The following is a 12477-nucleotide window of genomic DNA, read 5'->3' as shown; positions in this document are numbered from 1 at the left end:
CCCCGCACGAAGGACCTGAACGATGCTGAATGATCCCCGCTCCCATGGGCTTTGGGAAAAGACCGCCCCGCCGCCGCCGGTCACCGGCCCGCTTGCCGCTGACGCATTCGCCGATGTGGTCGTCGTCGGCGGCGGCTTCACCGGCATTTCGGCTGCCCTGCATCTGGCGGAAGCCGGCCGCAGCGTCATCCTGCTCGAGGGGGCGGAGATCGGCTTTGGCGGTGCGGGCCGAAATGTCGGTCTGATCAATGCCGGCATGTGGGTGATGCCTGACGATCTACCAGGCGAGCTCGGCGATGTGCATGGAGAGCGGCTGCTGGATCTGCTCGGCAACGGGCCGCGCGTCGTGATCGACCTGATCGACAAGCACGCGATCGCCTGCGAACTCGAACGCAACGGCACGCTGCACTGTGCCGTCGGCGATGCCGGCCTGAGGGAGATCAAGGACCGTGCGTCGCAATGGCAAAAGCGCGGCGCGCCGGTCGAACTTCTCGATGCGGCCGAGACCGCCGCAAGGATCGGCACGACCGCCTATGCCGGCGCCCTGCTCGACAGACGGGCGGGCACCTTGCAGCCGCTCGCCTATGTGCGCGGCCTGGCGCATGCGGCCCAGCGCGCCGGCGTTGTCCTGCACACTTCGAGCCGGGTCGTCTCGACGGAGCGGATCGGCAGTGGCTGGAAGGTGGTGACCGACAGGGCGTCCGTGACGGCGGACTGGATCATCGTCGCGACTGATGCCTATAGCACCGGCCCATGGGAACGGGTGCGGACCGAGCAGGTGTATCTGCCCTATTTCAATCTTGCGACGCGGCCGCTCGCACCCGACTTGCTCTCGAGTATTCTGCCCAACCGCGAAGGCGTTTGGGACACCAAGGAAATCCTTTCGTCCTTCCGCATGGACAAGGCGGGCAGGCTGGTGTTCGGCAGCGTCGGTGCCTTGCGCAACGGCGGTGCGGCCGTCCACAAGGCCTGGGCCCGCCGCTCGCTTGCCCGGCTTTTCCCGCAATTGGGCAAGGTCGATTTCGAGTGCGAATGGTACGGCCAGATCGGCATGACCACCAATGCATTGCCACGGTTCCACCGCTTCGCGCCGAATGTCGTCGGCTTTTCCGGCTATAACGGTCGTGGCATCGCGCCGGGAACGGTGTTCGGCCGGGTGCTGGCGCGTCACATCCTGGGCGAGATCACCGAGGCGGAGCTGCCGCTGCCGCTCAGCGACCCGAGCGATCCGCCGATGCGGCGTCTGAAGGAAGTCTATTACGAGGCAGGAGCCCAGGTCGCCCACTTCGTCGGCGAGCGGTTCTAACCAACCTCGTCGGCGAAAATGTCGGCGTCGGCATTCTGCTCCATCAGCCAGTCGCGAAAGATCTCGGTGCCCCGCTTCGGCGGGCGCTGGGAAGGCATGACGATATGGATGCTCTGGCCAGAGTGATAGCTCGCTCGGATCGGGCAGACGAGCTTGCCCGCCTTCAGGTGGTCGTGCACCAGATGCTTCCAGCCGAGCGCGACGCCTTGCCCGTGCACGGCTGCCTCGATCGAATTGAGTGCATCGGTGAAGACGAAATCCTGCGTCAGCTTGGCGGCCGAGACTTCATTGCGCTCGAGATATTCCCGCCAACCGACGCGTGAGCGATGTCGCTCCTCGAAATGCAGCAGCGTGTGGTTGAGCAGGTCGGCTGGGGTTTCGATCGGCCCATGCTCTCTCAGATAGGCGGGGCTGCACACCGGCCAGACTTCCTCGGTGACGAAATGCCAGGCGTGAATACCCGGCCATTTGCCGGTCCCGAGCCGGGCAGAAAGATCGATATCCTCCTCCAAGAGGTCCTGGTCGTCGCGGCTGCTTTCGGCAATGCGCAAGGCGATATCAGGATGCTGCGCCTTGAAGGCCTTCAGCCTGGGAAGAAGCCACAATTGCACGAAGGATGCGGAGAACGAGACGCGCACGATATCACGCGAGTGCTTTTGCCTCAGCGACGAGATCACCATGTGCAGATGGTCGAACGCTTCCTGGGTTTCCTTGTAGAGCCGTTTGCCCTCGGCCGTCAGTTCCAGCCGGGCGTGTTCGCGGCGGAAGAGTTTCAGGCCGGTCGCCTCTTCCAGGAGTCGGATCGTCTTGCTGACGGCCGGCTGGCTGACATTCAGCTCTTCCGCAGCACCGGTAAAGCTCTGCCGCCGGGCGGCGGCCTCAAAGACGAAGAGATAGTTGGCGGAGGGGACGAGCGAGCGGAGTCTATGCATAAACTGAGGTTATGCCCCCGGACAATTTTTAGCAAGATTACAAGCGTGCCAGCCGTTTGTAAGTTGCTGAAAATTCCACATAAGGGAACCTCTTTATGCAAACTCATGCACGGGCTGTGGTCATCGGTGGCGGTTGCGTCGGCGCAGCCATTCTCTACGGTCTGACGAAGCGCGGCTGGACCGATGTCGCGCTGCTCGAACGCACGCAGCTGACAGCCGGCTCGACCTGGCACGCCGCCGGCCTCATTCCGTCCTATGCCCGCAGCATCAATATCGGCCGCATGATCGCCAAGACCATCGAGATCTACGAGGGCCTCGAAGCCGAAACCGGCCAGCATGTCGGTTGGCACAAATGCGGCCAGTTGCGCATCGCCAATACCCGCGACCGTTTCGACGAGTACAAGAGCTACATGAGCGTTGCCGAGGTTCAGGGCATTCGCGCCGAACTCGTCTCACCGGCGGAAGCCCGCGAACTCTGGCCGCTGCTTGAGAACAACAAGGAGATGCTCGGCGCGCTCTATCATCCTGATGACGGTCACATCGCGCCGGCCGACGTCACCCAGGCGATGGCCAAGGGCGCGCGCGATCGCGGCGCCAAGATCTATCTCAACACTGAGGTGCGCGGCTTCGAGCGCATGCCGAGCGGCGAATGGAAGATCAAGACCAACCAGGGCGAGATCATCTGCGAACATATCATTTCGGCGACGGGCAACTATGCGCGCCAGACCGGCGCGATGCTCGGACTCGAAATCCCAGCGATCCCGATCGTCCACCAATACTGGATCACCGATGCCGTCCCTGAAGTGATCGAGCGCAAGCGCCAGGGCCTGCCGGAGATGCCGATCCTGCGCGACGAGGGGTTCGAGGGCTACCTGCGCGAGGAGGGCGACGGCCTGATGTTCGGTCCCTACGAGAAGACAGAGCATCTGAAGCTGTTTGCCGAAAACGGCGTGCCGGAATGGTTCGGCGCCGACCTGCTGGAAGAGGATTTCGATTCGGTCGCCTGGAACTGGGAGCGGGCAATGGACCTCGTGCCGGCGCTCGGTCGCGTCGGCATCAAGGCCAATGTCCGCGGTCCCTTCCAAATGACTGCCGACGAACTGCCGCTGGTGGGGCCGGCCTGGGGGCTCGACAATGTCTGGATCGCCGAAGGCGTGCCCGGCGGCATCCTCTGGGGTGGCGCGATCGGTTACTATCTCTCCGAGCGTATCGTCGAAGGCGGCAACAGCCTCGATACCTCCGAGCTCGACCCGCGCCGCTTCGGCGACTACGCCAACAAGAATTGGACGCGCGAAAAGGTGCGCGAAGCCTGGGGCACCCATGCCGAACAGCACTATCCCGGTCAGGACATGCCGGCCGCCCGGCCGCAGAAGACTGCACCGTCCTATGATCGGTTGACCGAGAAGGGCGCCGTCTGGAGTGTACTCAACGGCTGGGAAATGCCGAACTGGTTCGCGCCTGAGGGCGTAGAAGCCAAGGATCAGTACAGCTGGCGCTGGACCGAGAAGGGCAAATATGTCGGCGAGGAGGTTCACGCCGTCAGAAATGCCGTCGGCCTCGTCGAAATGACGCCGATGACGAAGTTCGAAGTGAGTGGCCCCGGCGCCGAAGCCTGGCTTGACGGCATCCTTGCCAACCGTTTGCCGAAGACCGGCCGCGTCAACCTCAGCCATCATCTGACCCCGAAGGGTGGTGTCCAGGCGGAATATGTCGTCGCCCGGCTGAAAGACGGCTCGTTCTACCTGATTTCGACGCCGCGAGCCGAGCGCTGGAATTTCGACGATCTGTCGAAGCTTCTGCCTAGGGATGGCAGCGTCCAGCTTCGCAATGTCACCAACGATCGCGGCTGCTTCACCATCGTTGGCCCGAAGGCGCGCGACGTGCTGCAATCGCTGACCGAGATCGATCTCTCCAACGAGGCGTTCCCATGGTTCGGGGTGCAATCGGGCACGGTGGGGCTCGCCAGCGACGTCCGCCTGCTGCGCGTCAACTACGAGGGCGAACTCGGCTGGGAACTCTATCATCCGCTCTGCTACCAGCGACACCTGCTCGATGCGCTGCTAGCCGCCGGTAAGGCCCATGGCCTGAGGCTGATCGGACTGCAGGCGCTGGAATCGCTGCGTCTCGAAAAGTCCTACCGGGCGATGTATCGCGACATGAACCCGGAACTCAGCGCCTGGGAAAGCAGCCTCGATCGCTTCGTGCGCCTCGACAAGGGCGAGTTCATCGGCCGCGACGCTCTGGCAAAGGCAAAGGAAGAGGGCATTGCCCGTCGTTCCTTCACCATCGCGATCGACACCGATGGCGCAAGCTCGCTGATTTATGAGGGCGTCTACCACCAGGGCAAGCTGGTCGGGCGCATCACCTCGGGCGGTTATGCCTACACGCTCGGCCACGACGTCGCCTTCGCATTACTGCCGGTCGAGCTTGGCGTTCCGGGGACGGAGCTCGAAGTCCCGATCCTCGGCGAGCGGCGCAAGGCCCGCGTCATCGCGGAATCGCCCTATGATCCCGAAGCTAAGCGCGGGCGGATGTAACCACCGTCAGCAGACAACGAAAATTGCCGGAAAGGGTTGGCCATGAAAATACTTGTGACGGTTAAGCGGGTGGTTGACTACAACGTCAAGATCCGGGTGAAGGCTGACGGCTCGGGTGTCGAGCTTGCCAACGTGAAGATGTCGATGAACCCGTTCGACGAGATCTCAGTGGAAGAAGCGCTGCGGCTGAAGGAAGCCGGCAAGGCCGACGAGGTCGTGGTCGTCTCGGTCGGTCCGGCCAAGGCCGAGGAAACGCTGCGCACGGCGCTCGCCATGGGCGCCGACCGGGCGATCCTGGTCGAGACCGACGACCAGGTCGAGCCGCTCACTGTTGCCAAGATCGTCAAGGGTGTGGCCGAGGCCGAACAGCCGGGGCTGATCATCGTCGGCAAGCAGGCGATCGATGATGACTCGAACCAGACCGGCCAGATGCTGTCGGCGCTCTTGGGCTGGGCCCAGGGCACCTTTGCCTCCAAGGTCGAGATCGGTGACGGCAAGGCACCAGAGGGCACAGCAAGGGTGACGCGCGAGGTCGACGGCGGCCTGCAGACGATCGACATCAAGCTGCCGGCGGTGGTGACCACCGACCTGCGCCTGAACGAGCCGCGTTATGCCTCGCTTCCCAACATCATGAAGGCGAAGAAGAAGCCGCTCAACAAGAAGACCCCTGCCGACTTCGGCGTCGACACCACGGCGCGGCTGAAGGTGCTGAAGACCGAGGAGCCGGAAGGCCGCAAGGCCGGCATCAAGGTCAAGTCGGTGGCCGAGCTGGTCGAAAAGCTCAAGACCGAAGCCGGCGTGCTCTAGTTCATGCGTCCGCAAAGTGGGAACCGGTTTGCGGACAAACGCATGAACCACGTCAGAACCGTTGAGCTCCGATCGCCAAGGGATCGTTGAGCTCGAACCGAAAGGGAGAACAAAACCATGGCTATTCTGCTTCTGGCTGACCACGACGGCAGCCACCTTTCCGACCAGACGGCAAAGGCGCTGACGGCGGCCGCCAAAATTGGCGGCGACGTGCATGTGCTGGTGGCCGGTGCCGGTGCCAAGGCGGCTGCCGACCAGGCCGCCAAGCTTTCCGGCGTTGCCAAGGTGCTGGTGGCCGAGGATGCAAGCCTTGCCAACAATCTGGCCGAACCCTTGGCGGCGCTGATCGTTTCGCTGTCGGGCAATTACGACACCATCCTTGCTGCTGCTACTTCGGTCGGCAAGAACGTCCTGCCGCGGGTTGCAGCGCTTCTCGATGTCGCCCAGGTTTCGGAAATCACCGAGGTGGTTTCCGCCGATACCTTCAAGCGTCCGATCTATGCCGGCAACGCCATCCAGACGGTGCAGACGACGGAAGCGAAAAAGGTGATCACCGTGCGCACCGCCTCGTTCGCCTCGGCCGCCGAGGGTGGTTCAGCTTCGGTCGAGACGATCGCGGCTGCGGCCAATCCCGGTCTGTCGAGCTTCGTTGCCGACGCGCTGTCGTCGTCGGATCGTCCGGAGCTGACCTCGGCCAAGATCATCATCTCGGGCGGCCGTGCACTCGGCTCGTCGGAAAAATTCAAGGAAGTGATCCTGCCGGTTGCCGACAAGCTCGGCGCTGCCGTCGGTGCATCGCGCGCGGCAGTCGACGCCGGTTATGCCCCGAACGACTGGCAGGTCGGCCAGACCGGCAAGGTGGTTGCCCCAGATCTCTACATTGCCTGCGGCATCTCCGGTGCGATCCAGCATCTGGCCGGCATGAAGGACTCGAAGGTCATCGTCGCCATCAACAAGGACGAGGAGGCGCCGATCTTCCAGGTTGCCGACTACGGCCTCGTCGCCGACCTGTTCGAAGCCCTGCCGGAGATGGAACGGGCATCCTGATGAGACTTCAGAGACGACGGCTGAACGTTGACGTTCAGCCGTCGATCCTGATCGTGCGTGCGCCGACATGCAGCGCCCGACCGGCGCCAAAACCCATGATCGCCGCGCCGAGGCCGAGCGTCACGAACAGGATCGCGGCTGCGTCGAAGCTGCCGGTCCAGTCGCGGATCAGGCCGACGAGCAACGGGCCGATGGCGGCGAGCACATAGCCGACGCCTTGTGCCATGCCCGAGAGATGGGCGGCGACATGGGAATCGGGCGAGCGCAAGACGATGAGCGTCATCGCCACAGCGATCAGCCCGCCCTGGCCGAAGCCCTGGAGAATGGCCCAGAAGATCACCGTCGACGGCGGCGCGAACAGAATGCCGAGGAGCGCGATCACTGCGGCTGCGATCAGCGCGACATTGATGCCACGCTGGTCCTTGCGCCTGATGGCAAAGGAGGGAACCAGCAGGCAGGTGACGACCTGGGTCATGATCGAGACCGAAACGATGACGCCTGCCGTTGCCGGGTCGAAGCCGCGCTCCCTGAGAATGGGGGCGAGCCAGCCGAAGATGCAGTAGGCCAGAGCCGACTGCAGCCCCATGAACAGCGTTACCTGCCAGGCCAGCCGGTCGCGCCAAAGGCCGACGACACGAAAGCCGGTGTGTCTGACCTGCGCCTTGCTGCCAAGCGCCTGCGGCATCCAGATCAACAGCACGATGAAGGCGGGAAGCGCCCAGATGGCGAGTGCACCGGACCACGAGCCGGTAACACCGTGTTCGAGCGGCAGGGTCAGGCCGGCGGCACCGGCCGCGCCGGCGCAGAGCGCCATTGTATAAAGCCCGGTCATGATCGCCGCCTTGTCGGCAAAGTCGCGCTTGACGAGGCCCGGGAGCAGCACGTTGCCGATGGCGATCGCCGCCCCGGCGGCGAATGTCGACAGGAAGAGCACCGGTACGGGGCCGAAACCGCGCAGCACTGTCCCGAGCGCGAGCAGAGCCAAGGCGCCAAGCAGGGTGCGTTCGGCACCGAAGCGCTGTGCCAGCTTTGGTGCCAGCGGCGCAAACAGGCCGAGGCAGAGCACCGGCAGCGTCGTCAGCAGGCTGGCGCCGGCAGTCGTTAAGCCGGTATCGCGCATCACCTCCGGCAGCAACACCGAGAGGCTGGAAAACAGCGGTCGCAGGTTGAAGGCGATCAGCACGAGGCTGGCGCCGAGGACGAAACGCGCCGCTCCCCGCGGCAACACCGGCGGCTGAGGCTCGGGTACGCTGTCGGCTTCGGCGTCGATGAGCTGGTCTTCGAGACCGTTGATGGCTGCGACCTGATGGGCCGAGGAATTGGGATCACGGAAAGTCTGGTTCATTGCGAAAGAAGCCTGTCGAGTTCGCGAAGCACCGGCGCCATGAAGGCGCGAACGGCGGACGCGGCGCGGTCCGGATCGCCGGTGGCGATCGCCGCGACGATCGCCGCATGGGCCTGTTCGTCGGGTTCCGGCACGTCGCCCTTCAGCGTCGAGTGAATGGTTTCGAGGATCGATGAGGTGAAGAAATCGTAGAGCCCGACGATGGCGCGGTTGCCGGAGGCTTCGACGATGGATTTGTGAAAGGCGATGTCGCGATGGCCGAAGGCCTCGTAGCCGCCATCGGCAACTGTGCCGCGAGCCTTCAGCAGCCGGGTCATGCGTTCGAGGTCGGCGGGTGTATGGCGGATCGCCGCAAGCCTTGCCGCCTCGACATCGAGGGCGGCGCGCGCCTCCCATTGGTCGCGCAGACCGGCGCGTTTGACACGGTCGAGCGCGCCTGCCGGATCGACCGTCGAGCGCACATAGGTGCCGGAGCCCTGGCGGGTGTCGAGCAGACCCTGCGAGACCAGCACACGCACGGCCTCGCGCACCGTGCCCCGGCTGACGGACAACAGCTCGGTCAATAGAGTTTCGTTCGGGATGCGGTCGCCGACGCCCCAGCGGCCGCTGACGATCTCGGCGCGCAGGCTTTCGGCCGCACTGTCGGCCAGATTGGTTCGATTGACGGGCTGCATGATAAACTCATCAAGTCATCAGATGACCTAACGAATACGTCTGAGTTTAGTCGCTGTCAATTGGTTGTGGTGGAATCGGGGCGACATCGGCCGAATGCGCGGCGACGCTGGTCGGTGGAGGGCTGTTGTCGGGCGACCGCGCATCTCCGCGAGGTGGGGCTGTCGCGTTCCATCGGGAGTCGACAGAACAAAGCGATAAAATACTTCCTTCGACTAAATCCTCGACGGAAGCCGATCAATGATCGGTGGTCTGGCCGTCGGTGATGCTGAGCAACGTCTTTTCCATATCCGGCTCGTCGCCGGAGCAGACGCACAGCATTTCCGCGTCGCCTTCGCCGACCGAGAGATAAGCGTGGCCCATCGTCGAGTCGATATAGACGCTTTCGCCGGCTTTCAGTCGCACCGGCGCATATTGATCCGTATGCAGCTCGATCTCGCCCTTGAGCACGATCAGGAATTCTTCGCCGGCATGAGGGGTCAGCGGACCGAACTCTGCAAGCGTGCGCGCGCGGGCATGGGCGAGGATCGGCACCATGCGTTTCCTCACCAGATCGGTTGCAAGGTAGTGGTAGTCGTAATTGCGGGTCAGCTGCCGCAGCGTCGTCGTGGCCGAGGTTACCGAGCGGCGCGTGCGGGCGGCGGGCTGCTTGCTGTCGCCACTGAGCAATTCGGTGACATGCACGCCGAGGCCGGCGCAGATCTGCAGCAGCTTGTCATAGGTCAGCGACATCTGGTCGTTCTCCACCTTGGACAAGGTCGAGACGGCAACGCCGGTCAGGTGGCTGACGTCCTGAAGGGTCCAGCCGTGATGTTTCCTCAGGTTCCGCAGGCAATCGCCGAGGTTTGGCTGTTCCGACATGGTTCTCTCCGGCAAACGAGATCTACCTAGCTAGTTCAACTCTGGCCGCCTCGCAACAAGCGCCAAGAATTTTCCGATACGCTAAATATTGACCGTATCGGAAAATGAATTTACCAATGGCTATGCGCTCAGGATCCTCTTCTCCCAAAGTGATTGTCATTGGCGGCGGTATCGCCGGCCTGTCGGTTGCGGCTGCCGTCCAAGAATGGGCATCGGTCGTCCTCATCGAGCGGGAGGCGCATCTCGGCTATCACGCAAGCGGCCGCTCGGCGGCGCTTTTTGCCGAGACCTACGGCAACACGGTGGTCAGAGCGCTCTCCATTGCCAGCCGGCCGGCCATCGTCGATGGCGGCTTTGCCGAGCATGTGCGCGGCGCCTTGCATTTCGGTGGGTGCGACGACGATGCGATGGTCGATGAACTGGCGCAGAAGTACCAGGCGCTCGTGCCCAGCGTCCGGCGACTTTCGGCAGACGAAGTCAGCGTGCTTATTCCCGTCATTCGTGCCGATACCACGTGCGGCGGCGTCTACGAGCCCGGCGCTCTCGATATCGACACCGGCAAGATGGTCCATGCCGCGGCCGCCGCTCTGAAGGCGCTTGGCGGGACTGTCATTTCGGGCGAGGAAGTGCTGCAGATCTCCCGTATTTCCGGCCGCTTTCAAGTGGTGACTTCGGCCGGCTCCTACGAAGGCGATATGGTCGTCAACGCGGCGGGCGCCTGGGTCGATGTGATCGCCGAGCGGGCAGGGCTGGCGGGGCTCGGGTTCTCGCCCAAACGGCGCACCGCCTTCATGTTCGACCCGCCCGCGGGGCTCGACGCGCGCACATGGCCGCTCGCCGTCGATCTGCATGAGCGTTTCTATTTCAAGCCGGATGCCGGAAAGCTGATCGGCTCGCTGGCGGATGAAACGGATTCACCGCCCTGCGACGCCTATCCCGAAGATATTGACGTCGCCATCGCGGTCGACCGGATCGAGCAGGCGACCGAACTTCGCATCGGCCGCCCGCAAAGGCCATGGGCCGGATTGCGCACCTTCTCGCCGGACCGCACGCCTGTCGTCGGCTTCGATCCGCGCCTGCCGGGCTTCTTCTGGCTCGGCGGCCAGGGCGGTTATGGTTTCCAGGTGTCGCTGACCCTGGCGCGGATCGCCTCGGCGCTGCTGCGCGATGCCGCGATGCCTGCGGATGTCGCCTCCCTCGGCGTCGAGTTCGGTGCGCTGGCACCCGTCCGATTTATGGCGGCGGCGCACACCCCGTCGCTTTCCCCGGCCGGCCCATGACCGGATAGACCATCAAGATCGAAACGTCGTCGATGCGGTTAGGAGAACCCCGCTACGACGTCAACACAAAGGCAACCAGGAGCGTTTGCTATGAAATCCACACGTCTGATTCTGCGCACCGCGCTCGTCGCATCGACAATCCTCATGGGCGGGCAGGCCTATGCGAAGACGCTGGTCTACTGCTCGGAGGCGAGCCCCGAGACCTTCAACCCGATGATCGGAACGGCGGATTCGACTATGGATGCCGCGGCCAAGCCGATTTTCAACCGGCTGGTGGAATTCAAGCCGGGGACGACGGAAGTCGGGCCGGCGCTCGCCGAGAGCTGGGATGTGTCCGAAGACGGCAAGGTCTACACCTTCCATCTGCGCCATGGCGTCAAGTTCCACACCAACGCGCAGTTTACGCCGACACGCGAATTCAACGCCGACGACGTGCTCTACACCTTTGACCGCCAGCGCAACGCCGACAATCCGTACCACAAGCTCTCGAACGCCTCATACGAATACTTCAGCGCGCTTGGGCTTGGGCCGTTGATCGAGAAGATCGAAAAGCTGGACGATCATACCGTGCGCTTCACACTGACGTCGGCAAACGTCACCTTCCTGCCCAGCATTGCGCTCGACTACCTCTCCATTCTCTCGCTGGAGCAGACCGAGAAGATGGTCGCAGCCGGCACCCCGGAGCTGATCGACCAGGCGCCCGTCGGCACAGGGCCGTTCATCCTTGAGGCCTATGCGCAGGACAGCCAGATTCGCTATGCGGCCAACAAGGACTATTGGAACGGTGCGCCGAAGATCGATACCCTCGTCTTTGCGATCACACCGGAGCCCACCGTGCGGGTCGCCCGGCTGAAGGCGAACGAGTGCCAGGTGGCGGCGCCACCACCGCCCGGAGCCGTCGCCGATCTCAAGAACGACCCCGAGGTGACGGTCTATAACCTCGAAGGCCAGAATATCGGCGTTCTCGGCTTCAACGTCGAACACAAGCCGCTCGGTGATGCGCGTATCCGCCTGGCGCTCGCCAAGGCGGTCAACCGGCAGGCGATCGTGGAAGCCGTGTATCAGGGTGCAGGCAGCGTTGCCGGCAGCGTGGTGCCGCCTGCACAGCTCGGTGCGGCCAAGGACGCGGGCATCGACTACGATCCGGAAGGCGCCAAGGCGCTTTTGAAGGAAGCAGGCCACGAGGGCGACCTGTCGATCGCGCTCTGGGCGATGCCGGTGTCGCGGCCCTACAACCCGAACGCCCGCCGTATGGCAGAGATGATCCAGGCCGACTGGAATGCCATCGGCGTGAAAACCGAGATCGTCAGCTTCGAGTGGGCCGAGTATCTGACCCGCACCGCCAAGGGCGAGCATGACGCCTTCCTGCTCGGCGGCAGCAGCGACAACGGTGATCCGGATAATATGCTGAGCTATCTGCTTAGCTGCGACGGCGTGAAGGGCGGCTCCAACCGGGCGCGCTGGTGCAACGCCGACTTTGAAAAGTTGCTTCAGGATGCGCGCGTCGCCGCCGATCCCAAGGAACGGGCAGCGCTTTACGGCAAGGCGCAGGCCATCCTCAAGGCGGAAGTGCCTGTTGCGCCGATCGCCCATTCCGTCGTGTCGATCCCTGTGCGCAAGAGCGTGAAAAATTACGTTCTCGACGCCTTCGGCCGCCAGAACTTCGCCAACGTCGATATCGCGGAGTAAG

General features: G+C 63.6%; 10 protein-coding genes. 6 read left to right on the top strand and 4 right to left on the bottom strand.

What is annotated here, in order from left to right:
* Positions 1-22 precede the first annotated feature (22 nt).
* Positions 23-1306, top strand: coding sequence for an FAD-binding oxidoreductase (locus C6558_RS20400; protein ID WP_025428316.1), 1284 nt, complete (start codon positions 23-25; stop codon positions 1304-1306).
* On the opposite strand, the gene C6558_RS20395 is transcribed toward C6558_RS20400, so the two are convergent.
* Positions 1303-2238, bottom strand: a complete 936-nt coding sequence (locus C6558_RS20395; protein WP_057207341.1) for a LysR substrate-binding domain-containing protein — start codon at positions 2236-2238, stop codon at positions 1303-1305. The genes C6558_RS20400 and C6558_RS20395 overlap by 4 nt on opposite strands.
* Before the next feature lie 95 nt (positions 2239-2333).
* Here C6558_RS20395 and C6558_RS20390 point away from each other — a divergent pair, with 95 nt between their 5' ends.
* From C6558_RS20390 to C6558_RS20380, 3 genes are all read left to right on the top strand, one after another.
* Positions 2334-4775 carry an FAD-dependent oxidoreductase gene (locus tag C6558_RS20390; protein ID WP_025428318.1) on the top strand — a complete coding sequence of 814 codons (2442 nt, stop codon included), beginning with the start codon at positions 2334-2336 and terminating at the stop codon, positions 4773-4775.
* A gap of 42 nt (positions 4776-4817) precedes the next feature.
* Entirely contained in the window at positions 4818-5582 is a 765-nt protein-coding gene (locus C6558_RS20385) for an electron transfer flavoprotein subunit beta/FixA family protein (protein WP_107027645.1), read from the top strand.
* Positions 5583-5699: 117 nt separating this feature from the next.
* Positions 5700-6629, top strand: coding sequence for an electron transfer flavoprotein subunit alpha/FixB family protein (locus C6558_RS20380; RefSeq protein ID WP_107027644.1), 930 nt, complete (start codon positions 5700-5702; stop codon positions 6627-6629).
* A gap of 34 nt (positions 6630-6663) precedes the next feature.
* On the opposite strand, the gene C6558_RS20375 is transcribed toward C6558_RS20380, so the two are convergent.
* The 3 genes from C6558_RS20375 to C6558_RS20365 form a co-directional block, all read right to left on the bottom strand.
* Positions 6664-7974: an MFS transporter gene (locus tag C6558_RS20375; protein ID WP_025428321.1), complete on the bottom strand. Its 1311-nt coding sequence runs from the start codon at positions 7972-7974 to the stop codon at positions 6664-6666.
* Positions 7971-8648 carry a FadR/GntR family transcriptional regulator gene (locus C6558_RS20370; RefSeq protein WP_025428322.1) on the bottom strand — a complete coding sequence of 226 codons (678 nt, stop codon included), beginning with the start codon at positions 8646-8648 and terminating at the stop codon, positions 7971-7973. The genes C6558_RS20375 and C6558_RS20370 overlap by 4 nt, the downstream gene beginning before the upstream one ends.
* A gap of 235 nt (positions 8649-8883) precedes the next feature.
* Positions 8884-9507 carry a helix-turn-helix domain-containing protein gene (locus tag C6558_RS20365; RefSeq protein WP_025428323.1) on the bottom strand — a complete coding sequence of 208 codons (624 nt, stop codon included), beginning with the start codon at positions 9505-9507 and terminating at the stop codon, positions 8884-8886.
* Between the two features lie 116 nt (positions 9508-9623).
* Between C6558_RS20365 and C6558_RS20360 the strand changes: the two genes are divergently transcribed.
* Together C6558_RS20360 and C6558_RS20355 are read left to right on the top strand one after the other, a co-directional pair.
* Entirely contained in the window at positions 9624-10787 is a 1164-nt protein-coding gene (locus C6558_RS20360) for an FAD-binding oxidoreductase (protein ID WP_234907948.1), read from the top strand.
* Positions 10788-10877: 90 nt separating this feature from the next.
* On the top strand, positions 10878-12476 hold the full coding sequence (locus C6558_RS20355; RefSeq protein ID WP_057207527.1) for an ABC transporter substrate-binding protein: 1599 nt from the start codon (positions 10878-10880) through the stop codon (positions 12474-12476).
* Position 12477 lies beyond the last annotated feature (1 nt).

The sequence above is a fragment of the Ensifer sp. NM-2 genome (assembly GCF_003024455.1).
GTDB lineage: Bacteria > Pseudomonadota > Alphaproteobacteria > Rhizobiales > Rhizobiaceae > Ensifer > Ensifer canadensis.
Note: the sequence above shows the minus strand (reverse complement) of the source record. Positions and strands in the feature narration are given on the sequence as shown.

What these genes read in the sequence shown, in the direction of transcription:
- C6558_RS20400 (WP_025428316.1), top strand. Translation starts at nt 23, where the DNA reads ATGCTGAATGATCCCCGCTCCCATGGGCTTTGGGAAAAGACCGCCCCG.
- C6558_RS20395 (WP_057207341.1), bottom strand. Translation starts at nt 2,238, where the DNA reads ATGCATAGACTCCGCTCGCTCGTCCCCTCCGCCAACTATCTCTTCGTC.
- C6558_RS20390 (WP_025428318.1), top strand. Translation starts at nt 2,334, where the DNA reads ATGCAAACTCATGCACGGGCTGTGGTCATCGGTGGCGGTTGCGTCGGC.
- C6558_RS20385 (WP_107027645.1), top strand. Translation starts at nt 4,818, where the DNA reads ATGAAAATACTTGTGACGGTTAAGCGGGTGGTTGACTACAACGTCAAG.
- C6558_RS20380 (WP_107027644.1), top strand. Translation starts at nt 5,700, where the DNA reads ATGGCTATTCTGCTTCTGGCTGACCACGACGGCAGCCACCTTTCCGAC.
- C6558_RS20375 (WP_025428321.1), bottom strand. Translation starts at nt 7,974, where the DNA reads ATGAACCAGACTTTCCGTGATCCCAATTCCTCGGCCCATCAGGTCGCA.
- C6558_RS20370 (WP_025428322.1), bottom strand. Translation starts at nt 8,648, where the DNA reads ATGCAGCCCGTCAATCGAACCAATCTGGCCGACAGTGCGGCCGAAAGC.
- C6558_RS20365 (WP_025428323.1), bottom strand. Translation starts at nt 9,507, where the DNA reads ATGTCGGAACAGCCAAACCTCGGCGATTGCCTGCGGAACCTGAGGAAA.
- C6558_RS20360 (WP_234907948.1), top strand. Translation starts at nt 9,624, where the DNA reads ATGGCTATGCGCTCAGGATCCTCTTCTCCCAAAGTGATTGTCATTGGC.
- C6558_RS20355 (WP_057207527.1), top strand. Translation starts at nt 10,878, where the DNA reads ATGAAATCCACACGTCTGATTCTGCGCACCGCGCTCGTCGCATCGACA.